Origin of the sequence: Actinosynnema pretiosum (genome assembly GCF_024171695.1) — a bacterium.
In the GTDB taxonomy this organism is placed as follows: Bacteria; Actinomycetota; Actinomycetes; order Mycobacteriales; family Pseudonocardiaceae; genus Actinosynnema; species Actinosynnema pretiosum.
Genome location: NZ_JAMTCF010000012.1, coordinates 129614 through 150292 on the forward strand (window position 1 = coordinate 129614; position 20679 = coordinate 150292).

The window sequence follows — 20679 nt, forward strand, 5'->3', positions numbered from 1 at the left end:
CAGCACGCACCGAACAGAGCAACGCTTCCGGCAGCCACGTTGAGAGCAAGAGCAACAAGCCAAAGCTTCCGTCCCCCCTCCGGGAGGACGGGGCCCAACCCACTCCGCACACCGAATGCGCAGGTCGATTTCCACTTGACTGAAGGTCGAACCGGAGAGCGCGCCGCGCGCGGCGCGCGCACAGCCACTCCGCGCGACGCCCCGAAGTCGCCGGCGCCACCGCGCGACCCGCCTTGAAACAAATCAACGAACAACGACCGGGAACCGAAAGCGAGCCACATCGCCGTTCGCCGGGAAAGGGGGTCCACACCGGACCGCACCAGCGCGGGAGCGCGCCGCGCCGGGCCGGGCGCGGGAAATCCCCGGAACAACCGGAACCCGCCGCCGAGCACCCCCGGCCGGCCGCGCGCGCATTCCCGTTCGGACACCCGCCGGGAACCCCGGACGCGCGCCCCGGAAAAAGCGGAACCCCCGCCCCGCGACGAAACGCGGAACGGGGGCGCGGAGCCGGTGGCGGGACTTGAACCCGCAACCTTTCGCTTACAAGGCGAGTGCTCTGCCAATTGAGCTACACCGGCGTGACCTTCGGCCCTTGCTGCCTTCCGGGCGGAAGCCTGGCACATCGTAAGTGGTCCCCACCCGTGACACCTGCGCCGAGCGGTGCGCTCAGCCGGTCGAGCGGTTGGGCCATCCGCAGGACGGGGGTACCGTCCACACGGCTGCGGGAGAGCCGGAAACCGCTGGCCAGCGGTATCGACGATGCTCGACGCACCGTGATCAACTCACCGGGGCAGGGTCCCCCTATCAGGGGTGTCCGATGCCACAGCTGCTGGTGTGGCGATGTCGGCGTGGCGCAGTGACGATCTTGGCGGAGGTGAGCACTGGTGTCGACCAGGCGCAAGCGGTACCGGGAGCCGGCCACGCTGCCCGACCTGTGGCGTCCCGTCGAGGGTCCGTCCCTCCCGGACGCCCCCGTCGTCCACCTGGTGCTGGACCTGGCCCTGCGCGTGGGCGAGGTCCAGCTGGCCAGCGGGGCCGGTGCGGCGGACGTGGCGGCGACGGTGGGCGCGGTGGCCCAGGCCTACGGGATGCCGAGGGTCGAGGTGGACGTGACGTTCACCGCGATCACCGTGTCCTGCCACCGGGGCACCTCGGCGGCCCCGGTGACCTCGCTGCGCGTGGTGCGCTCGCGCGGCCTCGACTACACCCGGCTGGACACGCTGGAGGACCTGATCCGGCGGATCGCCGAGAACGAGGTGACCGCCGAGGAGGCCTACGCCGAGCTCGACCGGATCACCAGCGCGCCGCACCCGTACCCCCGCTGGGTCGCCACGGCGGCGTGGGCGGGCATGGCGGCCTCGGTGGCCCTGCTGGTGGGCGGCGGCGCCCTGCTGGCGCTGTCGGCCGCCCTGGTGACCGCCCTCGTCGACCGGGTCGGCCGCCTGCTGAACCGGCGCTCGCTGCCCTTCTTCTTCCAGCAGGCGGCGGGCGGCATCCTCGCGACCGCGTTCGCGCTCGCCCTGTACGCCACCGACCTGCTGCCCGGCGTGCGCCCGTCGCTGCTGGTGGCCACCGGCATCGTGGTGCTGCTGTCCGGGCTGTCCCTGGTGGGCACCGTGCAGGACGCCATAACGGGCTACAACGTCACCGCGGCGGGCCGGTTCGTGGAGATCGTCATGCTCACCTCGGGCCTGATCGCGGGCGTCGCGCTGACCCTGCGCGCGGGCGTGCAGCTCGGCGTGCTGACCACGATGGCCGACCCGCTGCCCGCGCTGATCTCGACCGTGCCGCTCCAGCTGGCCACCGGCGCGGCCACGTCGATGTTCTTCGCGCTGGCCAGCTACGCCCGCCCCAAGGCGCTGCTGGTGGCCGCGTGCGCGGGCGCGGTGGGCACCACCTCGTACGGGCTGCTCGCGGTCACCGGCCTGAACACCATCGGCTGCGCCGCCGCCGCGGCCACCCTGGTCGGCTTCGTCGGCGCGCTGGTCTCCCGCAAGCTGCGCACCCCGCCGCTGGTGGTGGCGGTCGCGGGCATGGTGCCGCTGCTGCCCGGCTGGACGATCTACCGGGGCCTGTACCAGCTGACCGCCGACGGCGACCCGGCCGGGCTGTCCACCCTGGTCTACGCGGGCGGCACCGCGCTGGCGCTGGCCAGCGGCGTGGCGCTCGGCGAGTTCCTCGGCGAGCCGGTGCGCACCGGCTTCGGCAGGCTGGAGCGGCGCCTGGCGGGCCCCCGGCTGTCCGGCCCGCTGTGGCCAACGCGACGTCGTTCGGAGTAATCCCACAGGTGAACCCGGTGTGACGGGGGTGACGGCAGGGCATCCAGCCCCCGCACCCCCACTAACCTCGTGCGTGGGCGAGACGAATCCTTGAGGAGGCGCTACCCGGTGAGCAGCATTGGCGAGAACGGCGCGGATTTCCTGGTCGTGGCCAACCGCCTGCCGGTCGACCTGGAGCGGCTGCCCGACGGCACGCAGCGGTGGAAGCACAGCCCCGGCGGGCTGGTGAGCGCGCTGGAGCCGTTCCTGCGGGTGCACAGCGGCGCGTGGGTCGGCTGGCCCGGAGTGGCCGACGCGGACGTGGAGGCGTTCGAGGAGGACGGCCTCCAGCTCCACCCGGTGTCGCTCAGCACCGCCGAGGTCACCGACTACTACGAGGGGTTCTCCAACGGCACGCTGTGGCCGCTGTACCACGACGTGGTCGAGCGGCCCGCGTTCCACCGGCGCTGGTGGAACACCTACGTGCGGGTGAACCAGAGGTTCGCGGACGTGACGGCGAAGGTCGCCGCGCACGGCGCGACGGTGTGGGTGCAGGACTACCAGCTGCAGCTGGTGCCCGCGATGCTGCGGGAGCTGCGGCCGGACCTGCGGATCGGCTTCTTCCTGCACATCCCGTTCCCCCCGGTCGAGCTGTTCATGCAGCTCCCGTGGCGCACCGAGATCATCCGGGGGCTGCTCGGCGCGGACCTGGTCGGGTTCCACCGGCCGGGCGGCGCGCAGAACTTCCTGTGGCTGGCCCGCAGGCTGGTCGGCCTGGAGCCGAGCCGGGGCGCGGTCGGCGTGCGCACGCGGCCCGGCGTCGTGCAGGTCGGCGACCGCACGGTGCGGGTGGGCGCGTTCCCGATCTCGATCGACTCCTCGGCGCTGGACGCGCTGGCCCGCTCCAAGGAGGTCCAGGCGCGGGCCAGGCAGATCCGGGAGGACCTGGGCAACCCGAAGAAGGTGCTGCTCGGCGTCGACCGGCTCGACTACACCAAGGGCATCGACGTCCGGCTCCGCGCGCTCAACGAGCTGCTGGAGGACGGCAGGGTCGCGCCCGAGGACGTGGTGATGGTCCAGCTGGCCACGCCGAGCCGGGAGCGGGTCGAGCACTACAAGCAGATGCGCGGCGACATCGAGCGCATGGTGGGCAGGCTCAACGGCGAGTTCTCCCGCGTCGGCAGGCCGGTGCTGCACTACCTGCACCAGTCGGTCGACCGCAAGGAGCTGACCGCGTTCATGCTCGCGGCCGACGTCATGGTGGTGACGCCGGTCCGGGACGGGATGAACCTCGTCTGCAAGGAGTACGTGGCGAGCAGGCACGACCTCGGCGGGGCGCTCGTGCTGAGCGAGTTCGCGGGGGCCGCGGCGGAGCTGACCTCGGCTTTCCTGGTCAACCCGCACGACCTCGACGGGGTGAAGAAAGCCCTGGAGGACGCCCTAGCGCTCGATCCCGCCGAGGGTCGCCGTAGGATGCGCGCTCTGCGCCGCCAAGTCCTCACGCACGACGTCGACCGATGGGCTCGCTCGTTCCTTGAAGCCTTGGGCGCGCAAGCAGCGAGCTGAACCGTTCCAACCCAGTTCAGGAACGGGGCGGTTCAGCTGACCCGAGACCTTACGTCACCGAGCACTGAGGAGGGGCGTTGACGGCCGAGGCCCTCCCCGCCGAACTTCGTCGAGCCATCGTCCAGCTCGCCAGGACACCACGACTGCTGGTGGCCTGCGACTACGACGGCACCCTGGCTCCGATCGTGGAGAACCCCGAAGACGCCCGACCGCTACCGGAGGCGGTGGGCGCGCTGCGCTCGCTCGCCGGTCTGCACGAGACGACGACCGCCGTGATCTCCGGGCGCGCGCTGCGCGACCTGGCGACGCTGTCCAGGCTGCCCGCCGAGGTGCACCTGGTCGGCTCGCACGGCTCCGAGTTCGACGTCGGCTTCGTGCACGCGCTGGACGCGGACGCCAGGGCGCTGCACCGCAGGCTGGAGAGCGAGCTGGAGAAGCTCGTCGACGGCAGCGAAGGCGTTTCACTGGAGATCAAGCCCGCCAGCATCGCCGTGCACGTGCGGCGAGCGCCCGCCGAGGTCGGCGAGCGCGTGCTGGACGCGGTGCGCACCGGTCCCTGCACCTGGGACGGCGTGCAGGTCACCGAGGGCAAGGCCGTGGTGGAGCTCGCCGTGGTGCAGACCGACAAGGGCCACGCCCTCGACGTCCTGCGCCACCGCGTGTCCGCCACGGCGTCCGTGTTCGTCGGCGACGACGTCACGGACGAGAAGGCGTTCGCCCGGCTGTCCGGGCCGGACGTCGGCATCAAGGTCGGCGACGGCGAGACCCTGGCGGAGTACCACATCACCGACTCGCCCGACGTGGCGACGGTGCTGGCGCTGCTGCTGGAGGAGCGCAGGAACTGGCTGCACGGCGACCAGGCCGTGCCGATCGAGCGGCTGACCATGCTCGCCAACGAGCGGTCGGTCGCGCTGGTCACCCCGGACGCCAGGGTGAACTGGCTGTGCCACCCGGAGCCGGACTCGGCGGCGGTGTTCGCCGACCTGCTCGGCGGCCCGTCCGCGGGCCACTTCACGATCAAGCCGGAGCACGGGTCGCTGCCTCTGGGCCAGCGCTACGTGCCGGGCACGATGGTCGTGGAGACCCGGTGGTCGCGGCTGCTGGTCACCGACTACCTGGACCACGACCTGCCCGGCCACCGCACCGACCTGGTGCGGCGGATCAGCGGGTCCACGAACGCGGTCATCACCTTCGCGCCCCGGCCCGAGTTCGGGCAGGTGCCGGTGCGGCTGCTGCGCGAGCGGGACGGCCTGCGGGTCGCGGGCACCTCGGAGCCGATGGTGCTGCGCTCGCCGGGCGTCGACTGGGAGATCACCAGCGACGGCGTGCAGGAGACCGCGGTCGCGGTCGTGCGGCCGAGGGAGGGCGCGGCGATCCTGCTGGAGCTGCGCTGCGGCACGGACGATTTGTCCGAGAGCACGCTGGGCGAGCCCGAGCGGCGCGCCCGCGCGGGCGGGTTCTGGTCGGACTGGGCGGCGACGCTGAAGCTGCCGTCGGTCGAGCCGGAGCTGGTGCTGCGGTCCGCGCTGACCCTCAAGGGCCTGGTGCACCACGAGACCGGGGCCATCATGGCGGCGGCGACCACGTCGCTGCCCGAGGAGCTCGGCGGCATCCGGAACTGGGACTACCGCTACTGCTGGCTGCGGGACGCGGCGCTGACCGCGCAGGCGCTGGTGTCGGTCGGCTCGCTGACCGAGGCCGAGGCGTTCCTGGGCTGGGTGCACGGCGTGCTGGACACGCTGCCCGGCCCGGAGCGGCTGCACCCGCTGTACACGCTGCAGGGCACCATGCTGGGCGCCGAGGCGGTCATCGACACGCTGCCCGGTTACGCGGGCTCGCGGCCGGTGCGCGTGGGCAACCTGGCGAACCAGCAGGTGCAGCTGGACGTGTTCGGGCCCGTCGTGGACCTGGTCGCCGAGCTGGCGAGCGCGCGCGGCGCGCTCACCGACGAGGACTGGCGGATGGTCCAGGCCATGGCGGAGGCCGTGGCGCGGCGGTGGCACGAGCCGGACCACGGCATCTGGGAGGAGCGGCACGCTCCCCGGCACCACGTGTACTCGAAGGTCATGTGCTGGGTCACGCTGGACCGCGCGGTGCGGCTGGCCGAGCAGTACGGGCGGCCCCTCGACCCGTCGTGGCCGGTGCTGCGGGACACGATCGCCACGGACGTGCTGAAGAACGGGTGGAGCGACGTCGCCCAGTCCTTCACGACCGCGTACGACGGCGACGACCTGGACGCGGCCTCGCTGCACGTGGGCCTCGCCGGGCTGATCGACCCGACGGACGAGCGGTTCCAGGCCACGGTCACCGCGATCGAGGCGGAGCTGCGGTCCGGGTCCACGGTGTACCGGTACCGGCGCGACGACGGCCTCCCCGGCGACGAGGGCGGGTTCCACCTGTGCGCCGCGTGGATGATCGAGTCCTACCTGCTGACCGGTCGGCGGACGGAGGCGGAGGAGCTGTTCGCGCAGATGGTCGACGCCGCCGGGCCCACCGGGCTGCTGCCGGAGGAGTACGACCCGATCGCGGAGCGCTCGCTGGGCAACCACCCGCAGGCGTACAGCCACCTCGGGCTGATCCGGTGCGCGCAGCTGCTGGCGAAGTGAGCTGACCGCCCCTCGGGGCGGTGCACGACGCGGAACCCCCGTTCCCGGCCTTCTCGGCCGGGGGCGGGGGTTCCGGTTTTTTTGGGGGGAGGGGGCGTCAGGCAGGCTCGGCCGGGGCGGCGGGCTCCTCGGCGCGGTGGCCGGTGGGACAGCGGGAGTCGTCGACGCGCTCCTGGGCGTCGGTGGCGGGCATGACGACCAGGACGCGGCGCACACCCCCGTCCTTTGTGGATGGTGGCTGTGCGGTCAGGCTGCGGGGTGGTCGGTCCGGGGAGCGCTCTCCGCCTCGGCGGCGAGGTTCGCGCGCAGGGCGTCGACCTTGGCGGTGGCGTAGGCGTGCGAGTCGGAGCCGAGGACCTGGCGCAGCGGGGCTCCCGCGACCGAGGCCCGCGCGATGATCTCGGCCGCGCCCCGCACCGGGTCGCCGAGCTGGGAGCCCTGCAGCGCCCGGTGGTCGGCCACCATCCGCCGGATCGCCGGGTAGTGGTCGGTGGTGGTCTCGGGCAGCGCCAGGGAGTCCGGGCTGAGGAACGAGGTGCGGAAGTAGCCCGGTTCCACGAGGGTGACCTCGACGCCGTGCTCGGCCACCTCGCCCGCGAGCGCCTCGGTCATGGCCTCCAGCGCGAACTTGCCCGCGCAGTACAGGGCCCAGCCGGGCAGCGAGACCAGGCCGAGGACCGAGGAGACGTTGACGACCCGGCCGGAGCGCTGCTCCCGCAGGACCGGGAGCGCGGCGCGCAGCACGTTCCACACGCCGACCACCTGCACGTCCAGCATGTCCCGGACGGCCTCGGCGGTGGTCTCCTCCACGGCGGCCAGGTAGCCGTAGCCCGCGTTGTTGACCACCACGTCCAGCCCGCCGAAGCGCTCGGCGGCGGCGGTGACGGCGCGCCGGACGTCGGCCTCGTCGGCGAGGTCGACGGTGAGCGGCAGCAGGCGGGTGGTGTCCTCGTCGGCCAGCGCCGCGCGGAGGCGGTCGGCGGAGCGGGAGGTGGCGGCGACGTTGGCGCCCCGCGCGAGGAGCTGGCGGACGAGTTCGAGGCCGAGGCCCTTCGACGCGCCGGTGACGAACCAGGTGGCGGGGGTGGTCATGGTGCTTCCTCCGGGGTTGTGCCGCTTGGGGACGCCTCAAGCCTGCTGCGCCGGGCGGGCTTCCGGGGGTGTGCGGCGGGCCCTGCGCCGACTAGGACGCGCAGTCCTACCCGAGGCCCGCCGGGACGCCGCCGGGGTGGGCAGACTGGGGGCGTGGCGCAGAACAACGGGGAGCTGGCGGACTTCCTCAAGCGGGCGCGCGCGCAGAGCGACCCGGAGCGGGCCGGGCTGCCGCCGGACGGGCGGGTGCGGCGGGTGCCGGGGTTGCGGCGCGAGGAGGTCGCGCGGCTGGCCGGGGTGTCCGCGGACTACTACGCGCGGCTGGAGCAGGGGCGGCGGATCGTGCCGTCGCCCGCGGTGGTCGACGCGATCGGGCGGGCGCTCGGGCTCGACGACGCGGGCCAGGCGCACCTGCGGGACCTGATCGGCGTCGGCTCCGCCCCCGCGCGGCGGCGGAGCACCGGGGCTCAGCGGCTGCGGCCGGGCGTGCACCGGCTGTTCGACTCGCTGGACGGCGTGCCCGCGCTGGCGCTGGGGCGGCGCACGGACGTGCTGGCGGCCAACCGGCTGGCGCGGGCGCTGTTCACCGACTTCGAGGCGATCCCCGCGCCGCGCCGGAACTACGCCCGCTGGATGCTCCTCGACCCGGCCGCGCGGGCGCTGTTCGCCGACTGGGAGGCGCAGGCGCGCAACGCCGTGGAGAGCCTGCGGCTGGAGGTCGGGCGCGACCCCGGCGACCGGGCCACCCTGGCGCTGCTGGCCGAGCTGCGGGAGCTGAGCCCGGAGTTCGACCTGTGGTGGGCGCGGCACCGGGTGCACCAGCGCACGCACGGGTCGAAGAGGCTGGTGCACCCGCTGGTGGGCGAGCTGACCGTCGAGTACGAGACGGTCGCGCTGCCTGGCGACCCGGACACGACGCTGTTCCTGTACACGGCGGAGGCGGGCTCGCCGTCCGAGCAGGCGCTGGACCTGCTGGCGAGCTGGACGCTCGCGGCGCCGGTGCGGTGAGTTCTGCGGGTTACTCCTCCTTGCTGCTGCCGCCGCCGCGCCTGCCGGAGATCTTCAGCAGCCGCAGCGCCTCGGACAGGTCGTGCGCCACCAGCGCGCGGGTCTCCTTCGGCAGCGGGCCGGAGTCCGGGGGCACCAGCGCCCTGGTGTAGCCGAGCCTGGCCGCCTCGCTGAGCCTGCGGCCGACGCCGTTGACGCGGCGCAGCTCGCCGGACAGGCCGACCTCGCCGACCACCACCAGGTCGTGCGGCAGCGGCTGGTCCACGGCGGCCGACGCGACCGCCAGCGCCAGCGCCAGGTCCACCGACGGCTCCACCAGCCGCATCCCGCCCACGGTCGCGGTGAACACGTCCTTGTTGCCCAGCGGCACCCGGCCGCGCTTCTCCAGCACCGCCATCACCATCGCCACCCGCGCCGAGTCCAGCCCGCTCACCGCGCGCCGGGGCGCGGGCAGGCTGGTCGGCGCCACCAGCGCCTGGACCTCGCCCAGCAGCGGGCGCTTGCCCTCGACCACGACGGTCACCGCCGAGCCGGTCACGTCCTGCTCGCGCCGGTTGAGGAACAGGCCGGACGGGTCGGGGACGCCCACGATGCCGTCGTCGCGCAGCTCGAAGCAGCCGACCTCGTCCGCCGCGCCGAACCGGTTCTTGATGCCGCGCAGCAGCCGCAGCGTCGAGTGCCGGTCGCCCTCGAACTGGAGCACCACGTCGACCAGGTGCTCCAGCACCCTCGGGCCCGCGACCGAGCCGTCCTTGGTCACGTGGCCCACCAGGATCACCGGCAGGTTCCGCTCCTTGGCCAGCGAGATCAGCCCGGACGTCACCGCCCGAACCTGGCTCACGCCGCCGGGCATCCCGTCGATGCTCAGGGACGACATGGTCTGCACCGAGTCGACGATCATCATGCTGGGCTTGACCGCGTCGACCTGCCCGAGCACGGCCGAGATGTCGCTCTCGGCGGCGAGGTAGATCTCGTCGTGCAGGTTCCCGGTGCGGTCGGCGCGCAGCCGGACCTGGCCCGCGGACTCCTCACCGGTCACGTAGAGGCACCGACCGACCGTGCTGGCCCACCGATGGGCGACCTCCAGCAGGAGGGTCGACTTGCCGACGCCGGGCTCACCCGCCAGCAGGACGACCGCGCCGGGGACGAGCCCGCCGCCGAGCACCCGGTCCAGCTCGCCGACCCCGGTGGCCGAGGCCCGCGAGGACTCGATGTCGACCTGGCCGATGGGGCGCGCGTCCCCCGAGGTGGCGCCCGCGAGGAAGCGGGTCGGGGCGGCGGCCCCGCGCTCCTCGACCGTGCCCCACGCCTGGCACTCCGGGCAGCGCCCGACCCACTTGGACACCTCGTGCCCGCACTCAGCGCACCGGTAGACGGGCCGGGCCGCCCGAACGTTCTTGGCCACCCGGCCAGGCTAACCACCACCCCCGACAGCCCGACCGCAGCACACCCGACCGGCCCCCGCTCGGGCCCGCCGGACCCCCGCGCACGGGCCGCCCCCCCTGCGGCACCCCGCACCCGCGCGCTGCGGTGCGCCGAGGGGACGGGAACCGCCCAGCGGAAACCCGCGCGGCGGGGGCGGGTCGGGCGGCGGTCGGCCGGAGGGCCGCGCACGGGCCGGAGGGCCGCGAACGTCGCAGCGGGACTCCGCAGGGCGGGGTTCCGGCGGGGGCGCAAGGGAACCGGTGGGCGCGGGGCAGGCGGGCACGAGGCTCACGGCGCGTGGTCGGTGGGCGTGAGGCCAGTGGGCGCGGGCCGGTAGTCCCGGAACCCGGCGGGTCCGTGGGTGCCGTGGGCCCGTGGGTGCGGTGCGTCCCTGGGCCGGTGGGTGCGCCGGGGGGTGGGCTGGCCAGCGTGGAGGTCCGGTCGGCGTGGCGATCCGGCGGGCGCGAGGCGCTCTCCGCCCCCGCCGCAAACGCTTCCGCCCCGGTGCCCGCTCTCCCGCGCGACACCACCGGTCACCGCGCGTCGACCACCGACCCCGTTCCGCCACCCCCACTCCCCCGACACAAGCCCGAGGGCCCCTCACCGGTGTCATCACCGCCAAGGGGCCCTCGGACGAGCTCAGGGGCGCTCAGGCGTCCCAGGAGGACGCTCGGAGGCTCAGTGCTCGGACTTCTGCTCCACGCGCGCTTCCGGGGTCGCGCCGATCGGCACGTCCAGGGTCAGCTGCCCGGCCTTCTCGAACCGGAACGTCACCTTGATGGTCTGACCGGGCCGCACGTCCTGCGTGAAGTCCGGCAGCACGATCCGCACCTTGCCCGGCTCGGCGGTGGCCTCGGGGGCGGAGGAGGACTGGGCGCTGCTCGGCGCGGCCGAGGACTGCTGCGCCGAGGAAGCGGAAGGCGCCGAAGACGCCGAAGACGCCGCAGAGCCCGACGTGGGCGCCGAGGACGACGACGCCGCGCTCGACGGCGCGGAGGTGGTCGTCGGGCGGGCCGAGGTGCCGGGGGCGTTCTCCACCGTCTCCGCCACGATGCTCGTGGTCGGCTCCAGCTCGACGTCGCCGCTCAGCTCCGCCTCGCCGGACGCGGTGCTGGTGACGGAGGTGAGCCGGTCCAGCTCGGTGCCGTTGTTGACGATGCTGACCACCAGCGGCGCGGAGCCGCCCGTCGGGTACAGGCCGTCCTCGAGCGGGAACTGGAGCTGGGCGTCGCGGACCGCGATGACGCCGACGTCACCGGACGCGCCGTTGACGGCGGCCACCTTGTGGCTGGTCTGGGTGATCTGCCCCGCGCCGCAAGCCGTTGCGATGAGACCGATGCCAGCGACCGCGGCGGCGACGACGACCGCGCGGCGAGGAGCTGGGGACTTCTGCTGTGCGCGACCCACGGCTGCTCAGATCCTTCCGGTGTGTTGACGGGAGCGGCAGGACCAGGCCCGACCACCGATCAAGGAGCCTAACCGGGACCGCCCCGACCGGCGGCACGTGGTGGCCTAGCGCACGGTGACGCAGCGCTTCCGTTGCACGCGAACAGGTGGTTTGTCAACCCCCCGCGCGGCCCTGACCAGCGCGAACCGATCCCCGGAGACCGATGAGGGGATTGCCCGACGTGTTAGGATGGAGTCAGCGAAAGGGGCAGAGGACACATGGTTTTCAAGGTCGGAGAGACCGTCGTCTACCCGCACCACGGTGCCGCTCTCATCGAAGCGATCGAGACCCGCTTGATCAAGGGCGAGGAGAAGAAGTACCTCGTCCTCAAGGTTGCCCAGGGTGATCTCACTGTTCGCGTCCCCGCCGACAACGCCGAGATCGTGGGCGTGCGCGACGTGGTCGGGCAGGAGGGCCTGGACAAGGTCTTCGAGGTGTTGCGCGCTCCCCACACCGAGGAGCCGACCAACTGGTCGCGGCGGTACAAGGCCAACCTGGAGAAGCTCGCGTCCGGTGACGTGAACAAGGTGGCCGAAGTGGTGCGTGACCTCTGGCGGCGCGAGAAGGACCGCGGGCTGTCGGCGGGCGAGAAGCGGATGCTGGCGAAGGCCCGGCAGATACTGGTCAGCGAACTGGCGCTGGCCGAGGGCACCGACGAGGACAAGGCCGAGGTCCTCCTCGACGAGGTCCTCGCGACCGCGTCCTGATCTTCAACGAGCAGACCACACGGAACACCGCGAACATGGGTGTTGTCGCGCTCGTGCCCGCGGCGGGCCGGGGTGAGCGGTTGGGTTTCGGCATGCCCAAAGCCCTCGTCCCGGTGGCAGGCGTGCCACTTCTGGCGCACGCGATCCGAGGGCTCTTCGAGTCCGGACGCGTGCGGCACGTCGTCGTCGCGGCGCCGCCGTCCGATGTGGACCAGGTGAGAACCGTCACCGCCCCGCTGGCACCCGCCGGTGGGGCGGTGCACGTGCTGGCCGGGGGAGCCGAGCGGTCGGACTCGGTCCGCCTGGCGCTGGAGCACGCGCTGGCCGAGGTGCCGGACGTGCGGGTGGTCCTGGTGCATGACGCCGCTCGCGCGTTCACCCCTCCCGGCGTGATCAGGGACGTGGTGGACGCCGTGCTGGCGGGCCACCCAGCGGTCATCCCGGTGTTGCCCGTTGCGGACACCGTCAAACGGGTCGACACGAAAGGGGTCGTCGTCGACACCCCCGACCGCGCGCTGCTGCGCGTCGTCCAGACGCCGCAGGGCTTCGACGCGGCCACGCTCCGCGAAGCGCACGAGTCCGGTCTGCACGCGACGGACGACGCTGGTCTGGTCGAGCGCCTCGGTGTGCCCGTGGTCACGGTCGCCGGGCACCAGGACGCGATGAAGGTCACCACGCCCTTCGACCTCGCGGTCGCGGAGGCGCTGCTCGTGGGAGGAACCGGGTGAGGGTCGGCATCGGCACGGACGTGCACCCCGTGGAGCCGGGTCGCGACTGCTGGATGGTCGGGCTGCTCTGGGAGGGCGCCGACGGGTGCGCCGGGCACTCGGACGGGGACGTGGCCGCGCACGCGCTGTGCGACGCGCTGCTGTCTGCGGCCGGGCTGGGCGACCTGGGGGCGGTGTTCGGCACCAGCGACCCCCGGTGGTCCGGCGCGCACGGCGTCGAGTTCCTCGCGGAGGCCAGGCGGCTGGTCGAGGCCGAGGGGTTCGTGGTGGGCAACGCGGCGGTCCAGGTGATCGGCAACGCGCCCCGCGTGGGCAAGCGGCGGGCCGAGGCGCAGAAGGTGCTGTCCGAGGTGCTGGGCGGGCCGGTCTCGGTGAGCGGGACGACCACGGACGGGCTCGGGCTCACCGGGCGCGGCGAGGGCGTCGCGGCGGTCGCGACCGCGCTGCTGCTCCCCAGGGGCTGACACCCCCGCGTCCCACCGGGGCGGGGGCGAAGCGGCCGGGTGTGGTGTGCGTCTTGTGGTCGGGACTTGCGCGCCCGTGACGACGTAGCGTGTCGGCACGTGACGATCCGCGCGGTGCTGTTCGACTTCTCCAACACGCTCTTCCGGTTGGAGCACCCCTCGTTCGCGGTCCACGGGGAGCTGATGCGGGCGTTGACCTCGCCGTTCGGCCTGCCGGACGGGTTCGCCGTCGACGCGGCCACCTGGGAGCGGCGGGACCTCGACCCGGTGGCGCACCGGGAGGCGCACGTCGAGGTGCTGGCGAGCGCGGGCGCCGAGGACCCGGACGGGTTCTACGAGAGCCTGCTCTCCCCCACCCGCTGGCAGGCCTACCCGGACGCGGCGGTCGCGCTGGGCACGCACCTGCGCACGGCCGTGGTCAGCAACATCGGCTGGGACGTGCGGACCGTGTTCGCCAGGCACGGGGTGCTCGGGCGGGTGGACGAGTTCGTGCTGTCCTACGAGGAGGGCGCGGTCAAGCCGGACCCCAAGCTGTTCGAGGTGGCCTGCGAGCGGCTCGGGGTCGAGCCGCGCGAGGCGCTGATGATCGGGGACAGCGAGGAGGCGGACGGCGGGGCGCGCGCGGTGGGCTGCCGGTTCGAGCTGGTCGAGCCGCTGCCGACGCAGGAGCGGCCGGACGCGCTGCTGAGGGCGATCTCCCGGCACGCCTAGCCGCCGCGTCCCGGACACCGGAAGTCCCTGCCGCCGAAAGGCGGTTCACCCCCGGTTGGCCATCGCCCGTACCATTCTCCGGGTGAGCCTCCACATCTACGACACCGCAAGCAGAGAACTGCGGGAGTTCCGCCCGCAGATCAGCGGAACGGCGTCGATCTACGTGTGTGGGGCGACCGTGCAGGGCGTCCCGCACATCGGGCACGTGCGCAGCGGCCTCAACTTCGACGTGCTGCGGCGCTGGCTCGCGCGGACCCACGAGCGGGTCGTGCTGGTGCGCAACGTCACCGACATCGACGACAAGATCCTGGTCAAGTCCGCCCAGCACGACCGGACCTGGTGGGACTGGGCGTTCGAGCACGAGCGGGCCTTCGACGACGCCTACGAGGCGCTCGGCTGCCTGCCGCCGACCTACGCGCCGCGCGCCACCGGGCACGTGACGCAGATGGTCGAGCTGATGCGGCGGCTGATCGACGCCGGGCACGCGTACGCCGCGAACGGCGACGTGTACTTCTCGGTGTCCTCGTTCCCCGAGTACGGGAAGCTGTCCGGGCAGCGGGTGGACGAGGTCCAGCAGGGCGAGTCCGAGCTGACCGGGAAGCGCGACCCCCGCGACTTCACGCTGTGGAAGGCCGCCAAGCCCGGCGAGCCCTCGTGGCCGACGCCGTGGGGCGACGGGCGGCCCGGCTGGCACCTGGAGTGCTCGGCCATGGCGACCGAGTACCTGGGCTCGACGTTCGACGTGCACGGCGGCGGCATCGACCTGATCTTCCCGCACCACGAGAACGAGCAGGCCCAGTCGCGGGCGGTCGGCGACGGGTTCGCCCGGTACTGGATGCACAACGCCTGGGTGACGCTCAGCGGCGAGAAGATGTCCAAGTCGCTGGGGAACACCGTGTCGATCCCGGCGATGCTGGAGCAGGTCCGCGCGCCGGAGCTGCGGTACTACCTGGTCGGGCCGCACTACCGGTCGACGATCGAGTACTCCCCCGCCGCGCTGGACGAGGCGGTCACCGCCTACCGGCGGATCGAGTCGTTCCTGCGGCGCGTGGTCGAGCGCACCGGGGCCGTGGACGCGGACGGCGAGCTCGGCGAGGACTTCGTGTCGTCGATGGACGACGACATGGGCACCCCCGGCGCGCTCGCCGCGGTGCACAAGCGGGTGCGCGAGGGCAACACGGCGCTGGAGTCCGGGGACGACACCGGGGCTCGCGCCGCCGCGTCGTCGGTCCGGGCCATGACCGCCGTGCTCGGGCTCGACCCGCTGTCCGAGCGGTGGTCCGCCTCCGCCGGGCGCGAGAGCGGGACCTCCCGCGCGCTGAAGGCGCTGGTGGACCGGGTGCTCGCCGACCGGGTGGCGGCCCGCAAGGAGCGGGACTTCGCGCGGGCTGACGCCTTGCGCGACAGCCTGCTCGCCGCCGGAATCGCCGTCGAGGACACCCCCGACGGTCCACTGTGGACTTTGAAGGACAGCTGAAGCTCGTGGCAGGGAACTCCAAGCGCCGGGGGGCGATGCGCAACCCCGGTTCCAAGAAGGGCGCGGTCGTCGGTTCCGGCGGTCAGAAGTCGAAGGGCCTGCAGGGCAAGGGCCCGACGCCCAAGGCGCAGGACCGGCCGAACCACCCGGCCTACCGCAAGGCGAACGCGGCGGCCAAGGCCACCGCGGCCCGCCAGCAGCGGCGCAAGGCCGCCGACGCGGCCCCCGAGACGGTGGCGGGTCGCAACCCGGTCGTGGAGTGCCTGCGCGCGGGCATCCCGGCGACGGCGCTGTACGTGGCGCTGGGCATCGACGCGGACGACCGGGTCACCGAGGCGGTGCAGCTCGCGGCGAGCCGGGGCATCTCCGTCCTGGAGGTGGCGCGCGGCGAGCTGGACCGGATCACCGGCGGCGCGATGCACCAGGGCCTCGGGCTCCAGGTTCCGCCGTACGAGTACGCGGAGCCGCGCGACCTGCTCAGGGCCGCGAGGGACTCGGGCCGCCCGCCGCTGCTCGTCGCGCTGGACGGGGTCACCGACCCGCGCAACCTGGGCGCCGTGGTGCGCTCGGCGGCGGCGTTCGGCGCGCACGGCGTGGTGCTGCCGCAGCGGCGCTCGGCCAGCATGACGGCGGTGGCGTGGCGGACCAGCGCGGGCACGGCGGCGCGGCTGCCGATCGCGGTGGCCACGAACCTGACCCGGCAGCTGCGCGAGTGGGCCGAGGAGGGGCTGATGGTCATCGGCCTCGACGCGGACGGCGACGTGGACGTGGACGGCCTCGACCTGGCGACGGGTCCGCTGGTCGTGGTGGTGGGCTCCGAGGGCCGGGGGCTGTCCCGGCTGGTGCGGGAGACCTGCGACCAGACCGTGTCGATCCCGATGGCGTCGAACGTGGAGTCGCTGAACGCGTCGGTCGCGGCGGGCGTCGTGCTCGCCGAGGTCGCGCGCAGGCGCAGGCTGGACGCCCGCTAGCGGGTCGACGGGTGGTGGCGGCCCTCACGGGGGCCGCCCAACTCGCCGACTCCCGAGATCGATCACCCCTGCCCCGGCTACCCTCACCCGCGATGTCCTTCGCCACTCCGCTGTTCCTCTGGTTCTTCGTGCCCGTCGTGCTGACGACGGTCCTCGTCGCGCCCAGGAGTTGGCGCAACGGGATCGTCGCGGTGGCCAGCCTGCTGTTCTACGTGACGGGCGCGGGCGGCACGACGCTGCTGCTGATCGCCTGCATGGTGGTGAACTACCTGGCGGGGTTGAGGCTGGCCCCGGACGGGCCGCTGGCGGCCGACAAGCGGCGGGTGCTGCTGGTCGGGGTGATCGGCTTCGACCTGGCCGTGCTGCTGGTGTGGAAGTACCTGGGGTTCGCGACCGAGCAGCTGGCGGCGATCGCGTCGATCGTGGGCGCGGACCTGCCGGTGGTGCACCTGGCGCTGCCGATCGGCATCTCGTTCTACACGTTCCACCACATCTCGTACGTGGTGGACGTGTACCGGGGCGAGCGGCCCGCGCTGCGCGAGCCGGTCTCGTTCATCACGTACATCGCGATGTTCCCGCAGCTCGTGGCGGGGCCGATCGTGCGGTGGCGGGAGATCGCCGACCAGCTGCCGCAGGAGCGCACGCACCGGCTGGACGACATCGCGGCGGGGTTCCCCCGGTTCGCGCTGGGGTTGTGCAAGAAGGTCATCGTCGCGGACTCGCTGGCGCCCCTGGTGGACGCCGCGTTCGCCACGCCCTCGGACGAGATGACCTGGTCTGTGGCGTGGCTGGGCGCGATCGGCTACGCGCTGCAGCTGTACTTCGACTTCTCCGGGTACTCGGACATGGCGATCGGGCTCGGGCGGATGCTGGGCTTCCGGCTGCCGGAGAACTTCGCGCGGCCGTACTCGTCGGTGACGATCACCGAGTTCTGGCGGCGGTGGCACATGTCGCTGTCGCGGTGGTTCCGGGACTACCTGTACATCCCGCTCGGCGGCAACCGCCGGGGGACGTGGACGACGTACCGGAACCTGTCGATCGTGTTCGTGCTGACCGGGTTCTGGCACGGGGCGAACTGGACGTTCCTGGTGTGGGGCGTGTTCCACGGGGCGCTGCTGATCGTGGAGCGGCGGTTCGGCTGGGCCAAGGCCCCGGAGGAGCGCAAGGCGCTGCTGGGACGGCGGGCGCTGACGTTCCTGCTGGTGGTGGTCGGCTGGGTGTTCTTCCGGTCGCCGGACCTCGGCACGGCGTTCTCGGTGCTGGGGAACATGCTGGTCCCGGACTTCGACGGGCTGCCGGACGCGGTGGCGGCGGCGGCGACGAACCAGCGGATCGCGCTGCTGGCGCTGGCGCTGGTCGTGGTGCTGCTGCCGAACCACCCGGTGACGGGGCCGTACCTGGAGTCGGCGCGCACGCGGGTCGCGACGGGGCTGCGGGTCGCGGTGATGACGGTGGGCGCGCTGTACGCGGCGATCCTGGTGGCGGGCGGGACCTTCAGCCCGTTCCTGTACTACCAGTTCTGAGGGGCGGGCGGTCGTGGGGCGCTCGGGGTTCCGGGGCGCTCACACCTGGACGACCTCGACCATGCCGTCGAGCCCGGTGAAGTCCTTCACGTTGCGCGTGTAGAGCGGCAGGTCCCGCGAGGACGCGATGGCGGCGATCATCAGGTCGATCTTCCTCGGCCTCGGGTCGCGGCCTGCTTGAAGGGTCAGCGTCACGAGCGTGCCGAAGCGCGCGGCGGCCCGCTCGTCGAAGACCAGGGGCTCGAACTCGACGATCGCCGCCCCCAACTGCTCGGTCCGCGCGGCGCGCGTGACCGGGTCCTTGGCCATCGCGACGCCCTGGTGCAGCTCCGCCAGGGTGATCGCGGTCAGCTCGGGGAGCTGGGGCAGGGCCTGCGGGTCCAGCGAGTCGAGGTCGATGTAGACGCAGGTGTCCAGCACACCCGACGCACGCCGCTCAGCCACGGGCCCGCTCCCACGGGTCGTCGCCGTCGCCGATCCGGTCCTCGGTGCCGAAGAACTCATCGGCCTCACGCCTCATGAGCTCGTAGTCCACCTTGGGCAGTGCGCGGTGCCGCGCGACCAGCTCCTCGGCGGTGAACCGCCGCCTGCGCGACAGCGGGCGGACCTCGGCCACCTCGACCCCGTTGCGAGTGATGTGGAAGACCTCCCCCGCTTCGACCGCGTTCATGACCTCAGCGGAGTTGTTGCGGAACTCCCGCTGGTTGATGACCTTCATGAGAACCAGTCTAACCCGCTGTAGCACGTCGTGCTACAAGCAGGCGCCGTACGATCGCTTATTCCTTTATTCCCCCGAACGGCGGTGCGCCGCCCCTCCCGCCGCTCCCCCGGACCGCCGCCGCGCCGCGTCCCAACGCTCGACCCGTTCGTGGTCCGCTCGGCCCAGCGCGCCCGGCGCGCCCGCACCGGGTCGTGACGTAGGGTGGGCGCGGTCGAGGCGGGGACCGGCCGCCGGGAGGACCGACTCAGCAAAGGACGTGGACTCTTTCCCAACCGATAACCGCCGCACGCGGTCAATCAAGTCGGTTTCGGGTGCGCGCTCTCGCGGGACGCCGAGCGGTCGACCACCGCCGCCCCGCGCGCGGGCCTCGAGGATCAGTTGCTTCTGGTGGGGATGACGTGACTCGCTCATCGGGGTCCGGTGTCCGGGGGCGCGGGTGACCTCCGGGGGCGCGCTGCGCGCGCTGGTGGGCAACCGCGAGTTCCGCGGGCTGTGGATCGGTTCGGTGGTGTCCACGGCCGGTGACCAGCTGGCCGCCGTGGCGCTGTCCCTGCTGGTGTTCGAGCGCACCGGCTCCCCCGCGTGGACCGCCGTGACCTGGGCGTCGACGCTGCTGCCGCCGCTGGTGTCCGGGCCGCTGCTGGCCTGGGTCGCCGACCGCTACCCCCGCCGCACCGTGATGGTGGCGTGCGCCTGGCTCCAGGCCGTGCTGGTGGGCGCGATGGCGATCCCCGGCGTGCCGCTGTGGGGCATGGTCGCGCTGCTGTTCTCCGCCCTCATGGTCGCCTCCCCGTTCCTGGCCGCGCAGGAGGCGAGCCTGCCCTCGGTGCTGCCGGACGACCGCTACGACGACGGGGTGGCCCTGTTCGGGACCTCGGTGGACGTCGCCCAGATGGTGGGGCTGGCCGCCGCCGGGTTCCTGGTGACCTGGGCCGGTCCCGGCGCCGCGCTGGCGCTGGACGCCGCGAGCTTCGCGCTGGTCGCGGTGCTGGTGCAGCTGTCCGTCCGGCACCGGCCCGCCGCCGCGCCGCGCAGCGCGCCCGAGGACCCGGAGGGGGCGCGGAGCGCGCTGGCGCTGCTGCTGACCGAGCCCCGGCTGCGCTCGCTGCTGGCGATGCGGCTGCTGGCAGGCCTGGCGATGGTGCCGGAGGGCCTGGCGGTGCCGCTGGCGGACGGGCTGGGCGCGGTGTGGGCGGTCGGGCTGATCCTGGCGGTCGAGCCCGCGGCGAACGTGCTGGGCGTCGCCCTGCTCTTCCGGTTCGTGCGCGACCCCCGGCAGCGGGAGCGGCTGATGGGGCCGCTGGCGGTGCTGTCGCTGGCGCCGCTGGTGCTGTTCGCGCTGGAGCCGAACCTGACCTGGGCGATCGTGCTGCTGGTCATCGCGGGCATGGCCGGGGCCTACCACACGCCCGCGCGGGCGGCCTGGATGCGGCTGCTGCCCGACGCCTACCGGGGCCGGGCGTTCGGCATCGCGCGCACCGCCCTGCGCACCAGCCAGGGCGGTGGCATGGCGCTCGCGGGCGTCGTGGCGCACGCTGTTGGCTCGGTGACCGCGACGATCGCGGGCGCGGGCGGTGTCGGGCTGCTGCTCGCCGCGCAGGCGACCGTAGCCTGGAGGAGGGCCCGCGCGAAGGCGGGCCCCGATGCGGTGACCACGTGAAACGGACTCATCATGGATGACGATTTCCCTGACGAGACGACGCGGGCGCGGTCTGCGGGCACGGGGATTCGGAGGGGACCGGGGAGGCCGGTGGGGTCACCACTCGCGGTTGCGCATGGCGAACACTCCTCCTCCCGGATTCCGGGTACCTGCTGCGGTGGGGATCGAAGGGCGGCATCGGCCGCGACGGCAATGCGCCGGGTGATGACGGGTCGAGTGTAGGGGGACGTGGTGGCGAACAGTTTGCCCGATCACGAACCGCCCACGACACCGGGCGTGTCCGCCGGGCGGAACTGGGAGCTCTGGTCCCTGCGC

Annotated in this window: 17 protein-coding genes and 1 tRNA gene; 12 read left to right on the forward strand and 6 right to left on the reverse strand. The window is 73.3% G+C overall.

Features of this window, described 5'->3' with window-relative positions; genetic code table 11:
* Positions 1 to 505 precede the first annotated feature (505 nt).
* Positions 506 to 578, reverse strand: a tRNA-Thr gene (locus tag LV78_RS24355).
* A 306-nt stretch (positions 579 to 884) separates the two neighbouring features.
* On the opposite strand from LV78_RS24355, the gene LV78_RS24360 reads away from it, so the two are divergent.
* The 3 genes from LV78_RS24360 (at position 885) to otsB (ending at position 6430) form a co-directional block, all read left to right on the forward strand.
* Positions 885 to 2279, forward strand: a complete 1395-nt coding sequence (locus LV78_RS24360) for a threonine/serine exporter family protein (protein WP_253847932.1) — start codon at positions 885 to 887, stop codon at positions 2277 to 2279.
* A gap of 108 nt (positions 2280 to 2387) precedes the next feature.
* On the forward strand, positions 2388 to 3824 hold the full coding sequence (locus LV78_RS24365) for an alpha,alpha-trehalose-phosphate synthase (UDP-forming) (protein WP_253847933.1): 1437 nt from the start codon (positions 2388 to 2390) through the stop codon (positions 3822 to 3824).
* 77 nt (positions 3825 to 3901) lie between these two features.
* Positions 3902 to 6430, forward strand: a complete 2529-nt coding sequence (gene otsB, locus LV78_RS24370) for a trehalose-phosphatase (protein ID WP_253847934.1) — start codon at positions 3902 to 3904, stop codon at positions 6428 to 6430.
* Positions 6431 to 6676: 246 nt separating this feature from the next.
* Here otsB and LV78_RS24375 read toward each other — a convergent pair whose 3' ends face one another.
* Complete coding sequence (locus LV78_RS24375) at positions 6677 to 7522, reverse strand: SDR family oxidoreductase (RefSeq protein ID WP_253847935.1); 846 nt, start codon at positions 7520 to 7522, stop codon at positions 6677 to 6679.
* A gap of 153 nt (positions 7523 to 7675) precedes the next feature.
* Here LV78_RS24375 and LV78_RS24380 point away from each other — a divergent pair, with 153 nt between their 5' ends.
* Positions 7676 to 8530 (forward strand): helix-turn-helix transcriptional regulator, encoded by an 855-nt coding sequence (locus tag LV78_RS24380; protein WP_253847936.1) that lies wholly within the window; start codon positions 7676 to 7678, stop codon positions 8528 to 8530.
* A gap of 10 nt (positions 8531 to 8540) precedes the next feature.
* Here LV78_RS24380 and radA read toward each other — a convergent pair whose 3' ends face one another.
* The gene (radA, locus tag LV78_RS24385) at positions 8541 to 9935 is read right to left on the reverse strand and encodes a DNA repair protein RadA (protein WP_253847937.1); all 1395 of its coding nucleotides are present in this window, start codon (positions 9933 to 9935) and stop codon (positions 8541 to 8543) included.
* Between the two features lie 698 nt (positions 9936 to 10633).
* The gene (locus tag LV78_RS24390; protein WP_253847938.1) at positions 10634 to 11362 is read right to left on the reverse strand and encodes a copper chaperone PCu(A)C domain-containing protein; all 729 of its coding nucleotides are present in this window, start codon (positions 11360 to 11362) and stop codon (positions 10634 to 10636) included.
* Positions 11363 to 11620: 258 nt separating this feature from the next.
* On the opposite strand from LV78_RS24390, the gene LV78_RS24395 reads away from it, so the two are divergent.
* The 7 genes from LV78_RS24395 (at position 11621) to LV78_RS24425 (ending at position 17983) form a co-directional block, all read left to right on the forward strand.
* Entirely contained in the window at positions 11621 to 12109 is a 489-nt protein-coding gene (locus LV78_RS24395; protein ID WP_015097852.1) for a CarD family transcriptional regulator, read from the forward strand.
* 35 nt (positions 12110 to 12144) lie between these two features.
* The gene (gene ispD / locus LV78_RS24400) at positions 12145 to 12837 is read left to right on the forward strand and encodes a 2-C-methyl-D-erythritol 4-phosphate cytidylyltransferase (protein ID WP_253847939.1); all 693 of its coding nucleotides are present in this window, start codon (positions 12145 to 12147) and stop codon (positions 12835 to 12837) included.
* The gene (ispF, locus tag LV78_RS24405; protein ID WP_096491221.1) at positions 12834 to 13301 is read left to right on the forward strand and encodes a 2-C-methyl-D-erythritol 2,4-cyclodiphosphate synthase; all 468 of its coding nucleotides are present in this window, start codon (positions 12834 to 12836) and stop codon (positions 13299 to 13301) included. Before ispD ends, ispF begins: the two co-directional genes overlap by 4 nt.
* Positions 13302 to 13400: 99 nt before the next feature.
* A complete protein-coding gene (locus LV78_RS24410; RefSeq protein WP_253847940.1) occupies positions 13401 to 14012 on the forward strand; it encodes an HAD family hydrolase in 612 nt (203 codons plus the stop codon).
* 82 nt (positions 14013 to 14094) lie between these two features.
* A complete protein-coding gene (cysS, locus tag LV78_RS24415) occupies positions 14095 to 15489 on the forward strand; it encodes a cysteine--tRNA ligase (protein ID WP_253847941.1) in 1395 nt (464 codons plus the stop codon).
* A gap of 5 nt (positions 15490 to 15494) precedes the next feature.
* Positions 15495 to 16460 carry a 23S rRNA (guanosine(2251)-2'-O)-methyltransferase RlmB gene (rlmB, locus tag LV78_RS24420; RefSeq protein ID WP_253847942.1) on the forward strand — a complete coding sequence of 322 codons (966 nt, stop codon included), beginning with the start codon at positions 15495 to 15497 and terminating at the stop codon, positions 16458 to 16460.
* A gap of 92 nt (positions 16461 to 16552) precedes the next feature.
* Entirely contained in the window at positions 16553 to 17983 is a 1431-nt protein-coding gene (locus LV78_RS24425; RefSeq protein WP_253847943.1) for an MBOAT family O-acyltransferase, read from the forward strand.
* A gap of 39 nt (positions 17984 to 18022) precedes the next feature.
* On the opposite strand, the gene LV78_RS24430 is transcribed toward LV78_RS24425, so the two are convergent.
* Together LV78_RS24430 and LV78_RS24435 are read right to left on the reverse strand one after the other, a co-directional pair.
* Positions 18023 to 18427, reverse strand: coding sequence for a type II toxin-antitoxin system VapC family toxin (locus tag LV78_RS24430; protein WP_253847944.1), 405 nt, complete (start codon positions 18425 to 18427; stop codon positions 18023 to 18025).
* Entirely contained in the window at positions 18420 to 18701 is a 282-nt protein-coding gene (locus LV78_RS24435; protein ID WP_253847945.1) for a type II toxin-antitoxin system Phd/YefM family antitoxin, read from the reverse strand. The genes LV78_RS24430 and LV78_RS24435 overlap by 8 nt, the downstream gene beginning before the upstream one ends.
* 439 nt (positions 18702 to 19140) lie before the next feature.
* Here LV78_RS24435 and LV78_RS24440 point away from each other — a divergent pair, with 439 nt between their 5' ends.
* Positions 19141 to 20364 (forward strand): MFS transporter, encoded by a 1224-nt coding sequence (locus LV78_RS24440; protein WP_253847946.1) that lies wholly within the window; start codon positions 19141 to 19143, stop codon positions 20362 to 20364.
* Positions 20365 to 20679 lie beyond the last annotated feature (315 nt).